15 protein-coding genes and 5 tRNA genes are annotated in these 21977 nt (G+C 69.8%); 6 read left to right on the top strand and 14 right to left on the bottom strand.

Annotation, left to right across the window (positions count from 1 at the left end; genetic code table 11):
* Window positions 1-39: 39 nt before the first annotated feature.
* Together M3T53_RS05695 and serB are read left to right on the top strand one after the other, a co-directional pair.
* On the top strand, window positions 40-1278 hold the full coding sequence (locus M3T53_RS05695; protein ID WP_272433506.1) for a glucose-1-phosphate adenylyltransferase: 1239 nt from the start codon (window positions 40-42) through the stop codon (window positions 1276-1278).
* Window positions 1275-1970, top strand: a complete 696-nt coding sequence (gene serB / locus M3T53_RS05690) for a phosphoserine phosphatase SerB (protein WP_442866929.1) — start codon at window positions 1275-1277, stop codon at window positions 1968-1970. Before M3T53_RS05695 ends, serB begins: the two co-directional genes overlap by 4 nt.
* Before the next feature lie 18 nt (window positions 1971-1988).
* Here the strand turns inward: serB and M3T53_RS05685 are convergent, their stop codons facing one another.
* From M3T53_RS05685 to M3T53_RS05635, 11 genes are all read right to left on the bottom strand, one after another.
* Window positions 1989-2522, bottom strand: coding sequence for an NUDIX hydrolase (locus M3T53_RS05685; protein ID WP_272433505.1), 534 nt, complete (start codon window positions 2520-2522; stop codon window positions 1989-1991).
* A 67-nt stretch (window positions 2523-2589) separates the two neighbouring features.
* Window positions 2590-3207 carry a phosphatidylinositol phosphate synthase gene (gene pgsA, locus M3T53_RS05680; RefSeq protein WP_272433504.1) on the bottom strand — a complete coding sequence of 206 codons (618 nt, stop codon included), beginning with the start codon at window positions 3205-3207 and terminating at the stop codon, window positions 2590-2592.
* A 1-nt stretch (window position 3208) separates the two neighbouring features.
* A complete protein-coding gene (locus tag M3T53_RS05675; protein ID WP_272433503.1) occupies window positions 3209-3784 on the bottom strand; it encodes an HIT family protein in 576 nt (191 codons plus the stop codon).
* Window positions 3781-5811 (bottom strand): threonine--tRNA ligase, encoded by a 2031-nt coding sequence (gene thrS / locus M3T53_RS05670; protein WP_272433502.1) that lies wholly within the window; start codon window positions 5809-5811, stop codon window positions 3781-3783. The genes M3T53_RS05675 and thrS overlap by 4 nt, the downstream gene beginning before the upstream one ends.
* A gap of 92 nt (window positions 5812-5903) precedes the next feature.
* Window positions 5904-6920, bottom strand: a complete 1017-nt coding sequence (locus M3T53_RS05665; RefSeq protein ID WP_442866928.1) for a lipid II:glycine glycyltransferase FemX — start codon at window positions 6918-6920, stop codon at window positions 5904-5906.
* Window positions 6921-6935: 15 nt separating this feature from the next.
* Window positions 6936-8189: a carboxylate--amine ligase gene (locus M3T53_RS05660; protein WP_272433501.1), complete on the bottom strand. Its 1254-nt coding sequence runs from the start codon at window positions 8187-8189 to the stop codon at window positions 6936-6938.
* A 327-nt stretch (window positions 8190-8516) separates the two neighbouring features.
* Window positions 8517-8588 (bottom strand) — tRNA-Val (locus M3T53_RS05655).
* 1 nt (window position 8589) lies between these two features.
* Window positions 8590-8660: transfer RNA gene (locus tag M3T53_RS05650), tRNA-Cys, on the bottom strand.
* Window positions 8661-8698: 38 nt separating this feature from the next.
* Window positions 8699-8771: transfer RNA gene (locus M3T53_RS05645), tRNA-Gly, on the bottom strand.
* Between the two features lie 60 nt (window positions 8772-8831).
* Window positions 8832-8903 (bottom strand) — tRNA-Val (locus tag M3T53_RS05640).
* 1 nt (window position 8904) lies between these two features.
* Window positions 8905-8977: transfer RNA gene (locus M3T53_RS05635), tRNA-Gly, on the bottom strand.
* A 471-nt stretch (window positions 8978-9448) separates the two neighbouring features.
* Here M3T53_RS05635 and M3T53_RS05630 point away from each other — a divergent pair.
* Together M3T53_RS05630 and M3T53_RS05625 are read left to right on the top strand one after the other, a co-directional pair.
* Window positions 9449-10000 (top strand): DUF3000 domain-containing protein, encoded by a 552-nt coding sequence (locus M3T53_RS05630; RefSeq protein ID WP_272433500.1) that lies wholly within the window; start codon window positions 9449-9451, stop codon window positions 9998-10000.
* Window positions 10001-10006: 6 nt separating this feature from the next.
* Window positions 10007-11251, top strand: a complete 1245-nt coding sequence (locus tag M3T53_RS05625) for an HRDC domain-containing protein (protein ID WP_272433499.1) — start codon at window positions 10007-10009, stop codon at window positions 11249-11251.
* Window positions 11252-11351: 100 nt separating this feature from the next.
* Here the strand turns inward: M3T53_RS05625 and M3T53_RS05620 are convergent, their stop codons facing one another.
* Complete coding sequence (locus M3T53_RS05620) at window positions 11352-12602, bottom strand: hypothetical protein (protein WP_272433498.1); 1251 nt, start codon at window positions 12600-12602, stop codon at window positions 11352-11354.
* A 595-nt stretch (window positions 12603-13197) separates the two neighbouring features.
* The gene (gene dxs, locus M3T53_RS05615) at window positions 13198-15093 is read right to left on the bottom strand and encodes a 1-deoxy-D-xylulose-5-phosphate synthase (RefSeq protein ID WP_272433497.1); all 1896 of its coding nucleotides are present in this window, start codon (window positions 15091-15093) and stop codon (window positions 13198-13200) included.
* Between the two features lie 119 nt (window positions 15094-15212).
* Between dxs and M3T53_RS05610 the strand changes: the two genes are divergently transcribed.
* Window positions 15213-17204 (top strand): alpha/beta hydrolase family protein, encoded by a 1992-nt coding sequence (locus tag M3T53_RS05610; protein WP_272433496.1) that lies wholly within the window; start codon window positions 15213-15215, stop codon window positions 17202-17204.
* Window positions 17201-19042, top strand: a complete 1842-nt coding sequence (locus M3T53_RS05605; protein WP_272433495.1) for a chloride channel protein — start codon at window positions 17201-17203, stop codon at window positions 19040-19042. The genes M3T53_RS05610 and M3T53_RS05605 overlap by 4 nt, the downstream gene beginning before the upstream one ends.
* Before the next feature lie 24 nt (window positions 19043-19066).
* Here M3T53_RS05605 and acnA read toward each other — a convergent pair whose 3' ends face one another.
* Window positions 19067-21751, bottom strand: a complete 2685-nt coding sequence (gene acnA / locus M3T53_RS05600; protein WP_272433494.1) for an aconitate hydratase AcnA — start codon at window positions 21749-21751, stop codon at window positions 19067-19069.
* Window positions 21752-21977 lie beyond the last annotated feature (226 nt).

The following is a 21977-nucleotide window of genomic DNA, read 5'->3' as shown; positions in this document are numbered from 1 at the left end:
GAACGTGCGCTGGGCCACACCGGCGCTTAAAGTATGCGCATGGCGAAGAACAACGTACTGGCGATCGTCCTGGCCGGCGGCGAGGGCAAGCGCCTCATGCCGCTGACGCAGGACCGCGCGAAGCCCGCGGTCCCCTTCGGGGGGCACTTCCGACTCATCGATTTCGCTCTGTCGAACATCGTCAACTCCGGCTACCTCAAGGTCGTCGTCCTCACCCAGTACAAATCCCACTCCCTCGACCGCCACGTGACGAAGACGTGGTATACCTCCCCCCTCCTGGGCAACTTCATCGCCCCCGTGCCCGCCCAGCAGCGCCGCGGACCCCACTGGTACCTCGGCAGCGCCGACGCGATCTACCAGTCCCTCAACATCGTCGACGACGAGCGCCCCGACTACATCGTCATCATCGGCGCCGACAACATCTACCGCATGGACTTCTCCCAGATGGTCCAGCACCACATCGACTCCGGCCTGCCCGCCACCGTCGCCGGCATCCGCCAGCCGATCGAGCTCGCCCCCGCCCTGGGCGTCATCGACGCGGTCGACGGGCACGTCAAGCACTTCCACGAGAAGCCCGCCCACGCCGAGGGACTGGCCGACGACCCGACGAAGGTCCTCGCCTCGATGGGCAACTACGTCTTCACCACCGACGCCCTCGTCAACGCCCTGCGCGTCGACGGCGCCGACGACTCCTCGAAGCACGACATGGGCGGCGATATCATCCCCTGGTTCGTCGAGCGCGGCGAATGCGGCGTCTACGACTTCAAGGACAACGACGTCCCCGGCTCGACCGACCGCGATCGCGACTACTGGCGCGACGTCGGAACCCTCGACGCCTACTACGAGGCGAACATGGACCTCATCAGCGTCCACCCCGTGTTCAACCTCTACAACCGGGCGTGGCCGACGATGACGATGATCGACGGCGCCCTGCCGCCGGCGAAATTCGTCTACGGGGCGGAGCGCTCGCGCATGGGCCACGCCGTCGACTCCTTCGTCTCCCCCGGCGTCATCATCTCCGGCGGAGAGGTCTACCACTCGATCGTCTCCCCCAACACCTACATCCACTCGTGGGCGCAGGTCACGGACTCGGTGCTCCTCCACGGGTCGCGCATCGGCCGTCACGCGGTCGTCTCCAAGGCGATCCTCGACAAGCACGTCGAGGTCCACGAGGGCGCCTCGATCGGGCTGGACCGCGACCGCGACCTCGAACGGGGCTTCACCGTCACCGACTCGGGGATCACGATCGTCCCCAAGGGCTCGGTCGTCACCAGGTGAGCGCCGGAGCTCCCCGTGCCGGCGCCGTCCTCGTCCCCCGCCTGACCTCCGCCGAGCGCCCCCTCCTCGTCGTCACCGACGTCGACTCGACGCTCATCGCCCAGGAGGTCATCGACGAGCTCGCCGCGTTCGCCGGCGTCGGCGACGACGTCGCCCGCATCACCGAACGCGCGATGAACGGCGAGCTCGACTTCGCCGCCTCCCTGCGGGCCAGGGTCGCCGCCCTCGCCGGCGTCCCCCGGTCCGCCTTCGCCGCAGTCCTCGATTCCCTCGACGTCACCCCCGGGGCGCCCGACCTCATCGGTGCCGTCCACCGCGCCGGCGGCGTCTTCGGGGTCGTCTCCGGGGGCTTCGAGGAGGTCATCGCCCCCCTGTGCCGCAGGCTCGGGATCGACCACTGGTGCGCCAACCGCCTGGAAGTCCGCGACGGGACCCTCACCGGGCGCCTCGTCGGCGAGATCGTCACCGCCGACGTCAAGGCCGAGCGCCTGGGCCGATGGGCCCGGCTCCACGGCATCGACCCGGCCCGCACCGCCGCCATCGGGGACGGGGCCAACGACATCGCGATGATGTCCGCCGCCGGGACCGGGATCGCTTTCTGCGCCAAGCCCGCGGTGCGCGAGCGCGTCCCCTACCGGGTCGACGTCCGGCGCCTCGACGTCCTCATCGAGCCCCTCGGCCTGTCCGGATGAATCGGACGGCCGCGCCGCTCAGGACTGCCTCTCCTCGATCCACTCCGTGACGCCGTCCCACCCGAGCCGCCACCTCCGCGCGAGATCCACCAGTCGGCGCGGATAGACCTCCTGGCCGGCGCTGGCCTCCTCCAACTCGTCGAGATCCCACCACGCCTGCTCGTCGATGACGTCCCGCTCGAGATCCGTCCACCCCTCGTCGCTCGTCTCCTGCGCACGGGCGCGGGCGATGAAGAACCACTCGTCCTGACGCGCCGTCACCCGGAGGAAGTCGAACTCGGCGCTGCGGTGGAGCACCGGACCGACGAGCTCCTCGGGATCCAGGTCGATCCCCGTCTCCTCGCGCATCTCGCGGACCGCCGCCTCGCGCGGGCTCTCCCCCGTCTCGATACCGCCGCCGATGGTGAACCACCAATGCCGATCCGGCTCGTCGCGGTCGTGCCCCCTGGCCAGGAGAACCCTCCCGTCATCGTCGAAGAGGACGACGCGGGCGGCTTGACGATGGGGGTACCCGTCCTCGTCGACGGGCCACTCGTCGCCTAACCCGCTCATCGGCTCACCCGTCCCGCGGGCCCGGCGCAGGAGTCGATGCGCACCCCGCCGACCCGTGCCCGCGCGCTCATCGGCCCAGCTCCCGGGCTGTCACCGCGATCCGCTGGACGACGGTGACGAGGGAGGCGAACGCCACCCAGATCAGGCCGACCGCCACGAACCAGTCGGACAGCCCCACGTCCGCGAGGAACGCGCCCGTCAGGGCCACGACGAGCCGGTCGGTGCGCTCGGCGATCCCGACCGCCGCCGACACCCCCACCGATTCGGCGCGGGCCCGGGCGTAGGGCACCGTCGCGGCGCCGACCACGGCGACGAGCCCGGCGATGATCGCCGCCGTGCGCGCCGGCCCCTCGCTCATCGAGAAGACCGCGAACGCCGTGAGGGAGGCGAAGACGGCGCCGTCGGAGAGGCGGTCGAGGGTCGAGTCGAGGAACGCCCCGAAGGGGGTGCCCCCCGTCGTCATCCGCGCGAGGGTGCCGTCCACGGAATCGAGGAACAGGACGACCGCCAGGACGAGGGCCCCCTGCCAGACCCACCCGAGGGGGAGGGCCACGACGGCCGTGCCGATCGACACGACCGTGCCGGCGATCGTCACGGCATCGGGGGTCACTCCCCGGCGGGCCAGGAGACGGGCCAAGGGGGTGAAGAGGGCCCGGGTGATCGATCGTCCATGGGCGCCGAGCACGTCAGTCCTCCCCCGGCCAGGCCGCCGCCAGCCGCGCGCGGGCGTCCTCCAGGAGCTCGGGGACGGCCTTCGTGCGCGCGATGATCGGCAGGAAGTTCGCGTCGCCCAACCACCTGGGGACGATGTGCTGGTGCAGGTGGGCGGCGATGCCGGCCCCGGCGACCTCCCCCTGGTTCATCCCCAGGTTGAAGCCCTGGCATCCGGCGGTCGCCCGCTCGACGCGCATCGCCGTCGCCGTCAGTTCCCCGAACTCGGCGCGCTCGTCGGCGTCCAGGTCCGTGTACATCGAGACGTGGCGGTACGGGCACACGAGGAGATGCCCGGAGTTGTAGGGGTACAGGTTCATCAGGACGAAGCACGAGTCGCCGCGGTGGACGATCAGCCCCTCCTCGTCGCTCTTGCCGGGGGCCGCGCAGAACGGGCAGTCCCGGGCGGAGGAGTCGGCCGGCTTGCCCTCCCCGTGGATGTAGGCCATCCGGTAGGGGGTCCAGAATCGCCCGAATCCGTCCGGGATGCCCGCCATCGAACGGGCGTCCTCGACGGGCAGCGCTGCTCCCGCCGTGTCGCCCGAGGTCATGACAGGTCGTGGGCCAGGCGATCCGAGTTCGACCGCGAACGGATGTGGTCGACGATCAGGTCGATCGCCTGCTCGAGGGGGACCTGGTTGTCCTGCACGCCGTCGCGGTAGCGGAAGGACACCGCTTCGGCGTCCATGTCGTCCCCGCCGGCGATGAGGGTGAAGGGGATCTTGTCCTTCGAGGCGTTGCGGATCTTCTTGCCGAAGCGGTCGTCGGAGTGGTCGACCTCCACCCGGACCCCGCGTTCGCGCAGCTTCGCGGCGATCGCGTCCGCATAGGCGCCGAAGGCCTCGGCCACGGGGATCAGGCGGACCTGAACGGGGGCGAGCCAGGCGGGGAAGGCGCCGGCGTAGTGCTCGGTGAGGACCCCGATGAACCGCTCGACGGAGCCGAGCTTGGCCGAGTGGATCATCACGGGCCGCCGCCGGGAGCCGTCGGGGGCCGTGTACTCCAGGTCGAAGCGCTCGGGCTGGTTGAAGTCGTACTGGATCGTCGACATCTGCCACGTCCGGCCGATGGCGTCCTTGACCTGGATGGAGACCTTCGGGCCGTAGAAGGCGGCGCCGCCCGGATCGGGCACGAGGTCGAGCCCGGTGGCCGCGCAGGCCTCCTCCAGCGCCCGAGTGGCGTTGTCCCAGTCCTCATCGGAGCCGATGAACTTGTCCTTCTTCTTGCCGTCCTCGTCGCGGGTCGACAGCTCGAGGTAGAAGTCGTCGAGGCCGAAGGCCTGGAGGATCGAGAGGAAGAAGTTGATCTGGGTGCGGATCTCCTCGCCGGCCTGCTCGGGGGTGCAGTAGGTGTGGGAGTCGTCCTGGGTGAAGCCCCTCATCCGGGTCAGACCGTGGACGACGCCGGACTTCTCGTAGCGGTAGTCGCGGCCCATCTCGAAGAACCGCAGGGGCAGCTCTCGGTAGGAGCGCCCGCGCGATCGGAAGATCAGGTTGTGCATCGGGCAGTTCATGGCCTTGAGGTAGTACTCCTGGCCGGCCTTGGTGATGTTCCCCTCGGCGTCGCGCTCCTCGTCGGCGAGCATCGGCGGGAACATCGTGTCGGCGTAGTACGGCAGGTGCCCCGAGGTGTGGAACAGCCCCCCCTTGGAGATCTCGGGCGTGTGGACGAAGTCGAATCCGGCCTGGCGATGCCGATCGATGACGTAGGACTCGATCTCGTGGCGCAGGATCCCGCCCTTGGGGTGGAAGACGACGAGGCCCGGGCCGATCTCCTCGGGGAAGGAGAACAGGTCGAGTTCGGCGCCGAGCCTGCGGTGGTCGCGGCGCTCGGCCTCCTTGATCCGCTCCTGGTAGGCGACGAGGTCGTCCTTGGAGGCCCAGGCGGTCCCGTAGATGCGCTGGAGGTGGTCGCCGGACTGGTCGCCCCTCCAGTAGGCCGCCGAGGCCTTCGTCAAGGCGAACCCGTTGCCGATGAGCCGCGTCGACGGCAGGTGCGGGCCGCGGCACAGGTCCTTCCAGGCGACGGTGCCGTCGCGGCGGACGTTGTCGTAGATCGTCAGCTCGGCGCCGCCGACCTCGACGGAGGCTCCCTCGGCGCCGCCGCCCTTGGTGGTGATGAGTTCGAGCTTGTAGGGCTGGTCGGCCAATTCGACGCGGGCCTCGTCCTCGGTGATGACGCGCCTGCGGAACGCCTGGCCCTCCTTGACGATCCTCTTCATCCTCTTCTCGAGGTCGCGCAGCAGATCGGGGGTCACAGCGTCGATGTTGCCGAAGTCGTAGTAGAAGCCGTCGGTGATGAACGGGCCGATGCCGAGATTGACGTCGGGGAAGACGTCCTGGACTGCCTGGGCGAGGACATGGGTGGCGCTGTGGCGCAGGATCTGCAGGCCCTCCTCGGACTCGAGGGTGATCGCCTCGACGCTCGTCCCCGCGGTCAGCGCCGTGTCGAGGTCGCGAGGCTGGCCGTCGACGCTGACGGCGACGACGTCCCTGCGCTGCGCGTACCACGTCGTGCCGGTCGTGCCGACCTCGATGGTCTGGGGGGTTCCGTCGATGGTGAGCTCGATGGTGGGCACGTGGTCTCCTCGGTGTCGTGTGGTCTCCGGGCCCATGCTACCCGTGCTGCCCGCCCGGGTGCGGGGCGCCGCCCCGGGACGGGGGCTCGGGGTCAGCGGGCGCGGTACTTGAGGCGCAGGAGCGAGACGAGCATCGCGTAGGTGCGCTCCTTGAGAGGCATATCCCATCCCCCGGGGACGTCGGTGTAGCGGGCCGCGAAGGCGCTCTTGTACTTGCCGACGCCGAACAGCTCGGGGACTCGCGGCGAGTGGATGCCCATGAGGTCGAAGCCGCGCACGCCCTCGGCCCCGAGGATCGCGGCGACCCTGTAGTCCAGGAGCGGGGGGGCGCCGAGCCGACGGGCCGCGTCGGTCGAGGCGCCGTATTCGGCCTGGGCCCGGCGGTCGTTGACGAGGACGATGTCCCAGCACAGGACGCGGCCCTGCGCGTCTCGCATGGAGAAGAGTCGGGCGTGCTCGGGCCCGAGGGTGTCGAGCATCGAGAGGTACGTCGAGGCCGGGTGGGGCCTGAATCCGTCGCGCTCGGCGGTCTCGACGAGGACCGCGTAGTGCTCGGCGAAGCCGGCCTCGTCGACCCCCGTGTCCTCGGTGAGGGTCAGGGACTCCTCGTCCGCTCGCTTGAGGGCGCGCCGGATCGAGCGCTTGCCGTCGGTCGGCATCGAGTCGAGGATCCCCTCCTCGGTGCCGGAGGAGGTGTCGACGACGATGGTCCGGTCGAAGGTCATCGTCTGGAGGAGGGGGCGCAGGTCCGGGGCGGAATAGGTGGCGTGGAGCCGGATGAAGGTCAGGCCCGGGTCGGTGGCTCGCGCGTGGGCGGCCAGGTCGGCTCTCAGCGCGGCCTCGCGCTCGGGCGTCGCCTCCTTGATCCACACCGGCCCCCATTTGGCCCACAGGTAGCGCCAGTTGCGCACCCGGTACTCGTAGAGGGCGATGACGGCGACGCGCTTGGACCCCTCGAACCACGCGAAGCGCCCCCAGCAGCCGCGGCCCTGGGAGATCTCGAAACGCTCCCAGGCCTCGGACTGCTCGACGGGCAGCCCGGAGGCGCCCGATGCGGCGGCCCGCATCTGCTGGGCGTCGATCGGTTCGAGTCTGGTGGTCGTCGTCATGGGGTGGGCGGCCTTTCAGAAGGATCGATCCGTCGCCTCGGGGTAGAAGCGCCGGAACTTGCGGTAGTGGTTGAGTTTCTGGAGGAGGACGATGACGGCTCGGCGCGGGTTGCGCTCGACCGGGTTGAGCAGGGGGTCGACGCGCCTGCCCGAGCGGATCAGGCGGCGCACGCGCTCGCGCAGGGAGTCGTCGCGCAGGTAGCGCATGAGGAGGCGGTCGGGGACCATCGAGTACAGGGCCTCGTCGCGCGCCTGGACGGGTGCGACCCGTTCGCCGAGAACGAGGTCGGAGACCATGACCGTCATGGGGTTCGCCCCGGCGGCGGTCATGTACCAGTTGTTCCGGCCGATGCGGGGGTTGACCTCGAAGAAGACGGCCCGTCCGTCGCGGGGGTCGATCTTGACGTCGAAGTTGGCGAATCCCCGGTAGCCGGATTCGACGAGGAGGCGCGTGGCCTGCTCCCACAGCTCCGGGAAGGGCTCGGTGATCATGGCGACGGGGTTGCCGATCATCGTGGGCGCGTGATCCTCGAGGAGGACGCGTGCCGAGCCGATGAGGGCCACCTGGCCGCGGGAGTCGACGTACGCGGTGATCGAGCGCATCGCCGTGTTGTCGCCGGGGATCAGCTCCTGGACGAGGAAGGCGTCGCGGAACCCTGCGCCCCTCAGGGCGTCCCACAGGCGCTCGAGGTCGTCGGCGTCCTCGATGAACCAGATTTTGCGCTTGCCCTCGAACTCCAAGCGGTCGTAGGCGTCGCCGCGCGCCGCCTTGGCGACGACGGGGAAGTCGAAGGGGATCTCGGGGGCGCGCCACGAGTCGTCGGAAGCCCCGGAGAAATCGACGACGACGGTTCCGGGGGTGTCGATCCCACGCTCGCGGCAGGCTCGGTCGAAGGCGGCCTTGTCCGTCAGGCGCTCGATGACGTCGAGGGAGGGGAAGGGCAGGGCGTAATCGTGCCCCAGGGCCTCGGCGTTGCGGGCGATGAAGGAGGAGTGGAGGTCGTGGTTCGCCATGAGGACGAGGCTGCGGTCGGGGTGGGAGGCGGCGATGGCCCGCAGTTCGGCCAGGAGGCCCGCGTCGTCGATGCCTGCGCGGATCGTGCGCACGTCGAAGAATTCGGATCCGGTGATCGCCTCGGTCGGCGCGTTGGCCACGCACAGGCAGCGGCAGCCGAATGCCTCGTTGAAGGACCTCCCGATGCCGTAGACCCCGAAGTCCCCTCCGAGGATGACCGGGAGGAGGGGCGCGTCGGACGCGCTGGGATTCATTGAGGACCGCCTCTCTCGCTGCGAACACACTAGGCCAAGCCTAGGACGGAATCCATCGGGGGCCTCCCCGGCCGATGGCGCGTCAGGTCGCGGGACGGCCGTTCTGCCCGGCTCGACCGATTGCCCCGATGTCTCTCGGTCGGGCTCCCGAATCCCCGAGAGTCGCCGGACGGGAGGCCCTCCCCGAGCGTCCTCGGCGGCGCCGCCCCGCACGGCCGGGGCGCGGAGCAGTTCCTGGCCCGCGCGGGCGACGGCCCTCCCGCGGGTGGGAGCGCCCTTCGACGAGGCCGGGCCCGGATCCTGTGTGGATCCGGGCCCGGCATCTCGTGGGCGATACTGGTTTCGAACCAGTGACCTCTTCCGTGTGAAGGAAGCGCGCTACCCCTGCGCCAATCGCCCGAGGTGGGTACGGGATTCGAACCCGTGTATACGGCTTTGCAGGCCGCTGCCTCGCCTCTCGGCCAACCCACCACGCCACCGTGGGGATCAGGGATTCCCAGAGGTGAACGAGCGGATGACGGGACTCGAACCCGCGACCCTCACCTTGGCAAGGTGATGCTCTACCAACTGAGCCACATCCGCGAAAACCGCACCAGCGGCTGGGGACCTGCCCCGCCGACTCCGGTTGATCCGGAACGACAGTGGGCGATACTGGGATCGAACCAGTGACCTCTTCCGTGTCAGGGAAGCGCGCTCCCGCTGCGCCAATCGCCCGAGCGGATGACGGGACTCGAACCCGCGACCCTCACCTTGGCAAGGTGATGCTCTACCAACTGAGCCACATCCGCGTCGTGTTCCGAACCCGTGGGGTCCGTTCCAACGGAATAGAATCCTAACAGGTTCCCGCCCCGAATGTGAAATCACGACGGCCCGAATCCTTCTCGACCACGGTTTTCCCACGGGATTCCCGCTCTTTCAAGCCTCAGGCGGACCAGTCGACTCCATCGCCGGGCGGCCGGCAGCCCCCCTCGAACCGCCGGATCATCGTGGCGACCTCGCCGACTCGCCAATCCCCGCGGTCCGAACGCCGCCTGTCGCATCGATCACATCCGCCTTGCACGACCGACGGGGCCGCAGGCGCACGGCTCTTTTCTCGGGCGATGGCGGGGGGTGCGCCGCCGGATGCCCCGGGCCACAGGCGCGTGCGAGTCTTCATCATGACGCGGGTGCTTCCTGCGAATCACCGGCTGGCCTGGTCATCTCGCACTCGACGGCGCGCCGTCCGCCCTCCCGCTGACGACGGCTCCTAGGCTGAATCCGTGAATGAGCAGACCCCGCCCGACGTTTTCGTCACGGCGCTGCTCTCGTTGCGCGACGCCGCCGATCACCCGCACGTCCTCATCGAGGAGATCCCCCCTCCCCGGCGCCTCGCCCCTTTCACCGCGGCCCTCGCCCTGCGCACTGTCAAGGAGGAATTCGATCGGCCGCTGGCCTCCGGCCGCTTCGTCGTCCTCCACGATCCGGCGACGCAACCCGGGTGGAACGGGCGCTTCCGCATCGTCGCCCAACTCCGATCCCCAGTCGATCCGGAGATGGGCACCGATCCGCTGCTCGGCGAAGCCCTATGGGGGTGGGCGGCCGAGTGCCTCGACGAGGCCGGGGCCGGCCTGCACGACCTGACCGGCACGGTGACGCGCGACCTGTCCGAGTCCTTCGGAGGCCTGACGCTGAGGGGGACGAACCTCCACGTCGAGCTGCGTGCCTCGTGGACGCCGACGACCGAGCACCTCGGCGAGCACGTCCGCGGCTGGTCCGATCTCATGTGCCGCATCTGCGGCGTCGTCACCGAACACTTCCTCGAAGGAGTCTGATTCCTCGTGCTCATCGACAATCGCGACGGACTCCCCCAGGGCGATACCGAGGACCCCGTCCTCATCGCCGCCCCTCGCGCAGGGGTCCCCGCGATCATCGATTCGCCGACGGGATTGGCGCGCGCCGCCGAGGAGCTCGCGACGGGCTCTTCCCCGATCGCCCTCGACGTCGAACGGGCTCAGGGGTTCAGGTACGGCGCCGACCCCTACCTCGTGCAGATCCGGCGCGAGGGCGTGGGCACCTACCTCATCGACACCGCCGCGCTGCCGGATCTGTCCCCCCTCCAGGCCGGGGTCGACGACGTGTGGATCCTCCACAACGCCGAGCAGGATCTGCCGAATCTGCGCTCGACGGGGCTGGCCTGCCCCCAGCTCTTCGACACCGAGATCGCCGCGCGCCTGACGGGGTTGACCCGCTTCGGTCTGGCCGCCGTGTGCGAGCAGGTCCTCGGCCTCGCGCTCGTCAAGGACCACCAGGCCTCCGACTGGTCGGTCCGTCCCCTGCCCCCAGACTGGCTGCGCTACGCGGCCCTCGACGTCGAGCTGCTGACCGAGCTGTATCGACACCTGTCGGTGTCCCTCCACGACATGGGCCGCTGGGAATGGGCCCTGGAGGAGTTCGCTTATGCGGCGTCTCGCCCAGCTCCCGAGCCCAAGCCCGACCGATGGCGCGGCCTCCCCGGGGCGGGCAAGATCCGTTCGCGCCGGTCGTTGGCCGTTCTGCGCGAGTTGTGGGAGGCCCGCGAGGCCGTTGCCGAGCGCATCGATCTGTCCCCGGGGCGCTTGATCCGCAATGCCGCGCTCGTGCGCGCCGCCCAGCAGCCTCCCCGCAATCAGCGCGCCCTGATGTCCCTGTCGGAGTTCCGCTCCCCCCGCGCCCGCCAATACGCGGACACGTGGATGAGGGCGATCACCCGGGCGATGCAGATGGAGGAGGATCGCCTCCCCAGCGTCCACCGTCCTCACGTCCCCGGGTCAGTGCCCGATGCGCGTCACTGGGGGCGCATCGACGAGAAGGCCGCTCGACGTTTGGCGCTCGTGCGGGACGCCGTGTCCGGTATTGCCGATCGCCTTGGCCTGGCCCCGGAGATCGTCCTCGAGCCCCGGGTTCAACGGTACGTGGCTTGGGCGCCGTTGGACCCGTCCCGGGAGTCCGGCGACGAGGTCGAGGAGCGCATGTACGATCACGGCGCGCGCGATTGGCAGATGGACGTCTGCCTCGATCCGATCTGCGACGCCCTCGAGGCGTGACCCGCTCCTATCGGGGAGGGGACGGCGAAGCGCCGGGGGGCGCGAGCATCGAACTCGCGCCCCCCGGCGTATGTGTCCATTCATGGATCGGTGGTACGGGTCACTTCATGGTGCGTCGCAGGGCGAGGCCGAGGAGGGCCATGAGTCCGGCGCCGGATGCGATGGCGAGGGAGTCGGAACCCGTTCGCGCGAGCTTGGCCGTCGTCTTCGGGGAGGTCGTGGGGGAAGCGTCCGAGTGGACCGACGGGGTCTTTTGATCCGTCCGGGGCTTTTCGGGTGCCGGAGCGGCCTCGGGCTTCTTCGGGGCCGGGGTCTCGGGCTTTTCCGGAGCCTCCGGCTTCTTTTCCGGGATCTCAGGCTTCTTCTCGGGCTTTTCCGGAGCCTCCGGCTTCTTCTCGGGCTTTTCCGGGGTCTCGGGGTTTTCCGGAGCCGGAGCCTCAGGCTTACCCGGAACCTCCGGCTTCTCAGGAACCTCAGGCTTTTCCGGTGCCGGAACCTCCGGCTTCTCAGGAGCCTCGGGCTTGTTCGGAGCGGGAACCTCTGGCTTTTCGGGGGTCTCAGGCTTTTCCGGAGCGGGAGCCTCAGGCTTACCCGGAACCTCCGGCTTCTCAGGAACTTCAGGCTTTTCCGGTGCCGGAACCTCCGGCTTCTCAGGAGCCTCGGGCTTGTTCGGAGCGGGAACCTCTGGCTTTTCGGGGGTCTCAGGCTTTTCCGGAGCGGGAGCCTCAGGCTTACCCGGAACCTCCGGCTTCTCAGGAACCTCAGGCTTTCCCGGTGCCGGGGTCTCAGGCTTTTCGGGGGCCTCAGGCTTTTCCGGAGCCTCCGGCTTCTCAGGAGCCTCGGGCTTTTCCGGGGTCTCGGGCTCCTTGTCCTTGACCTTGATGGAGAAGCTGCGATATGAACCCGTGTTGTTCTTACCGGGATCAACACCGAGCGCCCCCAGGGCGATCGCGCCTGCCCCGGCGGACTTCGCCTCGACGTCGAGGTCGCACGAGATCATCTGACCGGGATCGAGCCGCACCTGGGAATCGGGGGAAAACAGGTCCCCCTGCTTCGAGTCGCACGCCTTCGCAACGAGCTCGAGGAACGGCGGGACGGTGATATCGAATACATTCACCCTGTCGAGGGGAAGCTTTCCCCCATTCTTCAACAGCAACTGAATCCTCTTGCGCTGGCCGACCTCGAGGACGGGGGCTTGATCCGGCCCCTCTGAGCGGCCGTTCTCGTCGACGAGATCGAGGAGCAAAAGCCCCTCCTGCTCCTCCTCAACGGGCTGTTCCTCGCCCGCCTCGGCCGGAGCCGCGGGCACGGGCCCGTCGGCGGCGAAAGCCCCATGGCCCAGGCCGAACATCAAGAGACCGCCGCAGGTCACTGCGGCGCAGGACCCGAGGATCCTTCGTTTGACCGTTGTTCCCCGGACTCCGGAAGAAATACGCACGTCACACCTTTCCACACACGATTAACGACACGAGCATTCGAACGCCTGAATCGGCCTCTGGGAGGCAGAGCGAATCCCCACCGGATCACGACCCGACGATCGAAACGCCAATAACGGCGCACCACCAAGGGCGCACCAGCACGATCGACCCGGCTCAAAGCACCGGTATGACCAGCTCAAACAGGATTTGAAGCGCCATCATCATATGATCGTCATGCGATACGGCAAGATGTGCGAATCCCTGATTTTTCCCCCAAAAATCCCCCGGGGGATACCCGGAATCGGATGATCCGCTCACCCCGGATCCGACGGCGCGCACATATGCCCGGCTCCTTTCCCGCGCCGCCCCACCGAACTCGACGGCGACGCCCCGCAGGCCCCGCCGTGACGACGGCCAGGATGACGAGCGCGACCACGCGAAGCGATGCGCAGCGCCCCCGCATCGGGCCTCCGATCCAAGCCCCTTCCACCGCGCCCCCGATCAGGGTCCGGATCGCGCCGACCCGGATCACGCGCAGCGATCGCCCAGAGCCCCCCGGATCGACTCCGCGATCGCATCGGCATCGAGACCGCAGCGCGCAAGGATCGCCTCTCGCTCGTCATGATCGATGAACTCCCTGGGGATCCCCAGGCACACGGTGCGCGGCCCCGACCCGTCGAGCAGATCCCGCACGGCCCAGCCGAAGCCTCCGGCGACGACCCCGTCCTCGACGGCGACGACGAGATCGCATCCGCGGGCCAACCCGACAAGAGCCTCCGGGACCGGCAGCAGCCACCGCGGATCGACGACCCGCACGGCGACGCCCTCCTCCTCCAGGCGTCCGGCGGCCTCCACGCACCCGGGCACCAGTGCCCCCGTCGCCACGAGGAGGACCCGGGCGGGCGCCCCCTCATCCGGCTCGACGAGGACGTCCACGCCGCCGACTCGGCACAGGGCCGGCATCGGCTCGGGCAGCGCCCCCTTGCGATAGCGCACGACGGTCGGCCTGTCCGCCACGTCGACGGCCTCGCGCAGCTCCTCGCGCAAAGTCGCCTCGTCCCGGGGGGCGGCCATCGCCAGCCCCGGGATCATCTGGCACATCGCGATGTCCCACACGCCGTTGTGCGAGGCCCCGTCGACCCCCGTGACCCCCGCCCGGTCGAGGACCACGGTGATCCCCGCGCGGTGGAGGGCCGCATCCATGAGCAACTGGTCGAAGGCCCGGTTGAGGAAGGTCGCGTAGAGGGCGACGACGGGGTGGGCTCCCATGAACGCCATGCCGGCGGCCGAGGCGATCGCCTCCTGTTCGGCGATCCCGACATCGACGACGCGATCGGGGAAGGCGCTCTTGAAGGGGGCGAGCCCCACCGGCTCCATCATCGCAGCGGTGATGCCGATGACATCGGGGCGCTCCCGGGCGATCGCGACGATCTCCTCGGCGAAGACGCTCGTCCAGCCGAATCGGGCCGGGGCCACCGGCAGCCCCGTCTCGGGATGGATGGGCCCGACGGCGTGGAAGCGGTCGGCGATGTCCTCCTCCGCCGGGGTGTACCCCCTCCCCTTCTCGGTGATGACGTGGACGAGGACCGGGGCATCCACTCCCAGGGCGCGGCTGAACGCGGTTTCAAGGGCGACGATGTCGTGACCGTCGACGGGGCCGAGGTACTTCAGGCCGAGGTCCTCGAACATGGCCTGCGGCAGGAAGACGTCTTTGAGGCCCGATTTGAGCCCGTGGAGGGCGTCGTAGGCGGCCTTGCCGGGCTCCCCCATCGACAGGAGATGCCGCTTGCCCCAGGCGAGCGCCCGCTCGTAGCCCTCCGAGGTCCGCAGGGCGTCGAGGTGGCGCGACAGCGCGCCGATGGTCGGCGCGTAGGAGCGCCCGTTGTCGTTGACGACGATCATCACCCGGCGGTTGCGCGAGGCGGCGATCGTGTTGAGGGCCTCCCAGGCCATACCGCCGGTCAGCGCGCCGTCCCCGATGACGACGACCGTCCACGAGGGGTCGTTCGCCCGGCGCTTCTCCCGGGAGATCCCATCGGCCCAGGCCAGCGATGACGAGGCGTGGGAGGACTCGACGACGTCGTGAACCGATTCGGTCCGCGACGGGTACCCCGACAGGCCCCCGGCCGAACGCAGGCGGGAGAAGTCGTGCCGCCCGGTGAGGAGCTTGTGGACGTAGGACTGGTGACCGGTGTCGAAGATCAGGGTGTCGGTCGGCGAGTCCAGGACCCGGTGCAGGGCGATCGTCACCTCGACGACGCCGAGGTTGGGCCCCAGGTGCCCGCCGGTGCGAGACACCGAGGAGATGAGGAACTCGCGGATCTGCGCGGCGAGGTCGACGAGCTCGGAGGGGGTCAGGGCCTGGAGGTCTGCCGGCTCGTGGATGCGCGCGAGGAGGGACCGGGGCTCGGGGGACGACGACATGAGCCCAATCCTAATGTCTCCGCCTCGGGCACCGGCACCGCCGGGGCGAAGCCCCGTCAGGATCGGACTAGGATCTGATCAGGCGCGCAGCCGCGCCGTCCATGGATCCAGGAGGCCTCATGTCCGTCACCGTCGCCCCTTACGGGAAGTGGGCGTCGCCGATCACTGGCGACTCCTTCACCGCACGCTCCGTCACCCTCTCCCAGGTTCGAGTCGACGGTCCGGACACCTATTGGGTCGAAGGGCATCCCCGGGACAACGGCCGCGGGACCCTCCTGCGCCAACTGGCGTCGGGCGAGACGAGCGAGGTCCTGCCGATGATCGACGGCGTGCGCCTGCCCGACGTGCGCACGAGGGTCCAGGAGTACGGCGGGCGCGCCTACGCCGTCAAGGACGGCCTCGTCGTGTTCTCCGACGGTTTCGACTCGCGGGTCTACCGCTTCGACGTCAACGACCCCTCGCGCGGGATCGTCCCCCTGACGATGCTGTCGAAGACCCGCTACGGCGATTTCGAGATCGACGAGGTCCGGGGGCTCGCCTACGCCGTCGCCGAGGACCACTCGGGGCAGGGCGAGCCGGAGAACCGCCTCGTCGCGATCCCCCTGGACGGATCGGCCGGCCGCACCGACGACGCGGTGATCCGCGTCTTCGAGGGGACGGACTTCGTCGCCGCCCCCGCGCTGTCGCCCGACGGCACGAAGCTCGCGTGGTTGACGTGGGACCACCCCGAAATGCCGTGGACCCGTTCGTGCCTGCGCGTCGCCTCCCTCGACATCCAGGGCCTCCTCGTCGACACGGTGACGATCGTCGACGCGCCCGACGTGTGCGTGTACGAGCCGCGATGGACCCTGTCGGGGGACCTCATCCACGTCGACGACTCGACAGGATGGGCCAACCTCTTCCGCACCGAGGGCTTCGACCAGTCCGAGGACGACGATCCGTCGGCGTGGACCGGGCGTCTGAGGACCCGCTCGATGCACCCCGGGGCCCGGGCCTTCTCCCACCCGCATTGGCAGCTGGGCCTGCACTCCTTCGACACCTTCGACGCCGACCATCTCGTGTGCTCATGGGCCGAGGACCTCACCTGGCACATCGGGACGGTCCGCATCGACAACGGCCTCGCCGAGGAATGGGCGACCGGCTGGTGGCCGATCGGCAACGTCGCCTCCTGCGACGGGCGCGTCGTCTTTCTCGCCGACTCCGCGACGAGCTCGCCGGCGATCGTCGAGGTGAAGAACGGGAAGACACGCGTCATCCGCCCGTCGACGGAGGCCGAGGTCGACGCCGGGCTGATCTCCGCCGCGCAGATCGTCTCGTGGCCGACCGCGGACGGGGAGAAGGCCCACGGGTTCTACTACCCCCCGACGAACCCGGATTTCAAGGCCCCCGAGGGCGATCTGCCCCCGTTGATCGTCCACGTCCACGGGGGCCCGACTTCCGCCTCTCGGCCCGGGCTCCAGGTGCCCTTCCAGTACTGGACGAGCCGCGGCTTCGCCGTCCTCGACGTCAACTACCGGGGGTCGACGGGTTTCGGCCGGGCCTACCGGGAGCGCCTCAACGGGAACTGGGGGGTCATGGACGTGTCGGACTGCGCGGACGGGGCCCGGTACCTCGTCGACCGGGGCCTCGTCGACCCTGGGCGCATCGCGATCCGCGGTGGATCGGCAGGCGGGTTCACGACTCTCGGCGCCCTGGCCACGACGGACGTCTTCACCGCCGGCACCTCGTTCTACGGGGTCGCCGACCTGCGGGCGCTGACGCGCGAGACCCACAAGTTCGAATCCCATTACGCGTTCCGCCTGCTGGGCACCGAGGACTTGGACGACCCGGTGTGGCAGGAGCGCTCGCCGCTGACCCACATCGACCGGATCACCGCCCCCCTCCTGCTCCTCCAGGGCTCGGAGGACCGCGTCGTTCCCCCGTCCCAGGCGACGGCGATGCACGACGCGATGGCGGCGCGCGGCGCCGACGTGGAGCTCAAGATCTACGAGGGCGAGGGGCACGGCTTCCGCAGCGCGGAGCACATCAAGGACGCGTGGCAGACGGAATTGGCGTTCTACCGGCGCGTGTGGGGGTTGCAGTGCGATGAGGAGGCGCCCTCCGTCCGATGAGCGGTTCAGTCGAGCATCCCGGTGAGGGCCGCGCCCTCGGCGGTCCCCTCACCCGAGCGGGGCGCCTCGTCGCCGATCATCGTCTGCTCCTGGGGGTCGCGGCCGCCGTCGTCGGAGTCCTCGTCGGCGCCGCCGCCGTCCTCTTCGACGCGATGATCCGCGGGTGGACGCGGGCCTCGACGGGGTTCGAGGAGTACACGCGCCACATCGGTCAGGATCATGGCCTGTGGGGGTGGCCGGCGTGGGTCGTGCTCCTCCTGTCGCCGGTGGCGGCCGCCCTCGTCTACGGCCCCCTCGTTCAGCGCTTCGCGCCGAGCGCCCGGGGGCACGGCATCCCCGAGGTGATGCTCGCGGTCAGGCGCAAGGGGGGCCGTATTCCGGGGCGGATCGCGGTCGTCAAGCTCATCGCCTCGTCGTTGACGATCGGGGCGGGCGGGTCCGCGGGGCGCGAGGGGCCGATCGTCCAGGTCGGCGCGTCGCTGGGGTCGGCGCTGGCGACTCGGCTGGGCCTGCCGACCTCGCGGATCGTCCTGCTCGCCTCGTGCGGAGCCGCAGGGGGGATCGCGGCGACCTTCCACGCCCCGCTGGCCGGCGCCGTGTTCGCCCTCGAGGTGATCCTCACGCGCTTCACCGCCGAGTCCTTCGGTTTCGTCGTCGTGTCGGCGGTGACCGCGTCGGTCGTCGCCCGGGCGGTCCAGGGCGACGAGGTCGTCATCGCCGTCGCCGGACCGCTGGAGTTCTCGTCGTTGACGGACATGTGGTGGGTCGCCCTCCTCGGACTCGTCGCCGGGCTGACGGGCCTGGGCTTCTCCAAGCTCCTCTACCTCGTCGAGGACGGGATCGACGCCGTGTGGACGAGGACGGGACTGCCGGAGTGGTCGCGCCCGGCGGTCCTGGGGATCGGCCTGGGCGCCGGCCTCGTCGCGTTCCCCCACATGTACGGGTCGGGGTACCCCCTGGAGGAGGCGGCCCTGGCCGGCGAGTACTCGGTGGGGTTCCTCCTCCTGCTCATGGCGGGCCGCGCCCTGTACACCTCGTACACGATCGGCATCGGCGGATCGGGCGGGGTGTTCGCTCCGACGCTGTTCATCGGGGCGATGGCGGGAGCCGCCTACGGCAGGATCATCGACCCGGTGGCGGACTCCTACGTCGGCGTGTTCGGCGTCATCGGCATGGGCGCGGCCTTCGCGGGGGCGGCCCGCGCCCCGATGACGGCGGTGCTCATCATCGTCGAGATGACGGGGCAGTTCTCCCTCATCATGCCGATGATGCTCGCGGTGGTCGTGGCGACGGGGGCGTCGCGCTTCCTCACGCGTTCGACGATCTACACCGAGAAGCTGCGCCGGCGCGGCGACGTCCTCGACGACCCGGTCGAGGGGACGCTGCTGGGCGCCAAACCGGTCGCCCAATGGATGGGGCCCGTTCCCGAGGCTCTCGACTCGTCCCTGCCGCTGTCGGCGGCGGTGGAGGCGCTGCGGCGCACGCGCGAGCCCTCCCTGCCGGTCGTCGACGGGTCGGGTGCCTTCGTCGGGACGATCAGCGCCCTCGACGCGGCGGTGCTGCGCCACGAGGATGCCTCGGCGAACTCCCCGCTCGCCGAGCTCCCACTGGGGGCGGATGCCGCGCGGGAGTCGGACGGGCCAGCGACGGTCCTCGAGCGCCTCCGGCGAACGGGGCTGACGGCCCTGCCGGTCCTCGGCGAGGATCGACGGGTCGTCGGATGGGTCAGTCAACGCGACCTCGTCGACCGGATGTACCGGGACCAGCGCCGCGCCATCGACGCGCGTCGGCAGTCGTCGTGGGGGTCGCGCTTCCAGGAGCGCCACCGCCCGCGCTGATCGGGCGCCGGTCGGCGGGGGTTCTCAGCCCCGGGTCGCCAGGTCGCGCAGCACGTACTGGAGGATGCCGCCGTTGCGGTAGTAGTCGGCCTCCCCGGGGGTATCGATGCGCACGACCGCGTCGAAGCGGATCGGGTCGGCGCCCTCGCGGACGGCGACGACGGACACTGTCGCCGGAGTCCTCCCCTCGTTGAGGGCCTCGATGCCGGTGATGTCGATGACCTCGTCCCCGGTCAGCCCCAGGGAGTCGCGGGTCTGTCCGGCGGGGAACTGGAGGGGCAGGACGCCCATCCCGATGAGGTTCGACCGGTGGATCCGTTCGAAGGACTCGCAAATCACCGCGCGCACGCCGAGCAGGGACGTGCCCTTGGCGGCCCAGTCGCGGCTCGACCCGGAGCCGTACTCCTTGCCGCCGAGGACGACGAGGGGGGTCCGAGCGGCCAGGTAGTCCTGCGCGGCCTCGTAGACCGTCGTCGTCTCGCCGCCGCGAACGAAGTCCTTGGTGAAGCCGCCCTCGACGCCGGGGACCATCTCGTTGCGGATCCGGATGTTGGCGAAGGTCCCGCGGATCATCACCTCGTGGTTGCCTCGCCTGGACCCGTAGGAGTTGAAGTCGCGCCGGTCGACGCCGTGGGCGAGGAGGTAGCGCCCGGCGGGGGTCTCGGGGGAGAACGCTCCGGCCGGGGAGATGTGGTCGGTCGTCACGGAGTCGCCGAGCTTGAGGAGGACCCGGGCCCCGCGGATGTCGGAGACGGGCTCGGGGGTCAGGGTCATGCCCTCGAAGTACGGGGGCCTGCGCACGTAGGTCGAGTCCTCGTCCCAGGCGAAGGTGTCGCCCTCGGGGGTGTCGAGCCCGCGCCATCGGGCGTCGCCGGTGAAGGCGTCGGCGTAGCCACGTTCGAACATCGAGCGGTCGATGGAGGCGTCGATGACGGCCTGGACCTCGGCGGGGTCGGGCCAGATGTCGCGCAGGAACACGTCCTCGCCGGTCGCGGGGTCGACTCCCAGGGGCTCCGTCTCGAAGTCGAAGTCCATGGTCCCGGCGAGCGCGTAAGCGATGACGAGGGGCGGGGAGGCCAGGTAGTTCATCTTGACGTCGGGGTTGATGCGTCCCTCGAAGTTCCGGTTGCCCGACAGGACGGAGACGACGGCGAGGTCGTTGTCGGCGACGGCCCGGGAGATCTCGGGGGCCAGGGGCCCGGAGTTGCCGATGCAGGTCGCGCACCCGTAGCCGACCAGGTGGAAGCCGAGGGCGTCGAGGTCCTTCCACAGGCCTGCCTTCTCGTAGTAGTCGGTGACGACCATCGAGCCGGGGGCCAGGGAGGTCTTGACCCACGGCTTCGAGGACAGTCCGCGGGCGACGGCGTTGCGGGCGAGGAGGCCGGCGGCCATCATCACCGAGGGGTTCGAGGTGTTCGTGCACGAGGTGATCGAGGCGATGGCGACGTCCCCGTGGTTGATCCGCGTGCGCGTGCCGTCGGCGAGGTCGACGGGGACGTCTGGCCGGGGCCCATCGGGGGCGTAGGACGGGATCGTCCGGGCGAAGGAGTCCTTGGACTCGGCCAGGTCGATGCGGTCCTGGGGGCGCTTGGGCCCGGCGATCGAGGGGACGACGGTGGACAGGTCGAGTTCGAGGTACTCCGAGTACCGGGCCTCGTGGGCCGGGTCGTGCCACAGCCCCTGCTCCTGGGCGTAGGCCTTGACGAGGGCGATGGACTCCTCGGCGCGACCGGTGAGTCGCAGGTAGTCGAGGGTGACGTCGTCGATGGGGAAGATCGCGGCGGTGGAGCCGAACTCGGGGCTCATGTTGCCGATGGTCGCGCGGTTGGCCAACGGGACGTGGGAGACGCCGTCGCCGTAGAACTCGACGAATTTGCCGACGACGCCGTGGGCGCGCAGCATCTGGGTGATCGTCAGGACGACGTCGGTGGCGGTCGCCCCGGCGGGGATGGATCCGGACAGTTTGAAGCCGACGACCCGGGGGATCAGCATGGAGACGGGCTGGCCGAGCATGGCGGCCTCGGCCTCGATGCCGCCGACGCCCCAGCCGAGGACGCCGAGCCCGTTGACCATGGTCGTGTGGGAGTCGGTGCCGACGCACGTGTCGGGGTAGGCGGTGGTGGTCCCGTCGGCCTCGTCGCGGGTGAAGACGGTGCGGGCGAGGTGCTCGATGTTGACCTGGTGGACGATGCCGGTCGAGGGGGGGACGACGCGGAAGTTGTCGAAGGCCCCCTGCCCCCAGCGCAGGAACTGGTAGCGCTCTCCGTTGCGCTCGTACTCGCGCTCGATATTGGCCTCGAAGGCGAGGCGGGTTCCCGCGACGTCGATCTGGACGGAGTGGTCGATGACCATCTCGGCGGGGGCGAGGGGGTTGATCCGCGTGGGGTCCCCGCCGAGGTCGGCGACGGCTTCGCGCATGGTGGCCAGGTCGACGATGCAGGGGACGCCGGTGAAGTCCTGCATGACGACGCGGGCGGGGGTGAATTGGATCTCCGTGTCGGGTTCGGCGTCGGGGTCCCAGGCGGCGAGGGCGCGGATCTGGTCGGCGGTGACATTGGCGCCGTCCTCGGTGCGCAGGAGGTTCTCGGCGAGGACCTTCAGCGAGTACGGGAGGCGGTCGAGGCCGTCGACGGCGTCGAGTCGGTAGATCGTGTAGGTGCGCGAGCCGACGTCGAGGGTCGAGCGGGCGCCGAAGGTGTCGATACTCATCGTGGTCTCCCGTGCGGGCCTAGGAACATTTATCTCGAAATCAAGATATCTAAGCGGCCAAGGGCCCGCAACAGCTCACCCCCTCCCCCGACAAGGCGCGGGATTCCAACGATTCCTGCGTCCCTCGTCCTCCTCGGGGCACCGATCTCACCGCTTTTTACGCAACACCTCGCGTGGCAAATACGGGCCCGCGGCGGGCAGGATCTTCGGGAACCGGCCCGGGTCA

It is taken from the genome of Actinomyces sp. B33 (genome assembly GCF_028437565.1).
Lineage (GTDB): Bacteria > Actinomycetota > Actinomycetes > Actinomycetales > Actinomycetaceae > Pauljensenia.
This window is presented reverse-complemented; position numbering and strand designations above follow the sequence as displayed.

Bases quoted from the DNA above. Each gene is read 5' to 3' on its own strand.
- M3T53_RS05695 (WP_272433506.1), top strand. From the start codon at position 40: ATGGCGAAGAACAACGTACTGGCGATCGTCCTGGCCGGCGGCGAGGGC.
- M3T53_RS05685 (WP_272433505.1), bottom strand. From the start codon at position 2,522: ATGAGCGGGTTAGGCGACGAGTGGCCCGTCGACGAGGACGGGTACCCC.
- M3T53_RS05675 (WP_272433503.1), bottom strand. From the start codon at position 3,784: ATGACCTCGGGCGACACGGCGGGAGCAGCGCTGCCCGTCGAGGACGCC.
- M3T53_RS05665 (WP_442866928.1), bottom strand. From the start codon at position 6,920: ATGACGACGACCACCAGACTCGAACCGATCGACGCCCAGCAGATGCGG.
- M3T53_RS05660 (WP_272433501.1), bottom strand. From the start codon at position 8,189: ATGAATCCCAGCGCGTCCGACGCGCCCCTCCTCCCGGTCATCCTCGGA.
- M3T53_RS05620 (WP_272433498.1), bottom strand. From the start codon at position 12,602: ATGTTCGGCCTGGGCCATGGGGCTTTCGCCGCCGACGGGCCCGTGCCC.
- dxs (WP_272433497.1), bottom strand. From the start codon at position 15,093: ATGTCGTCGTCCCCCGAGCCCCGGTCCCTCCTCGCGCGCATCCACGAG.
- M3T53_RS05610 (WP_272433496.1), top strand. From the start codon at position 15,213: ATGTCCGTCACCGTCGCCCCTTACGGGAAGTGGGCGTCGCCGATCACT.
- M3T53_RS05605 (WP_272433495.1), top strand. From the start codon at position 17,201: ATGAGCGGTTCAGTCGAGCATCCCGGTGAGGGCCGCGCCCTCGGCGGT.
- acnA (WP_272433494.1), bottom strand. From the start codon at position 21,751: ATGAGTATCGACACCTTCGGCGCCCGCTCGACCCTCGACGTCGGCTCG.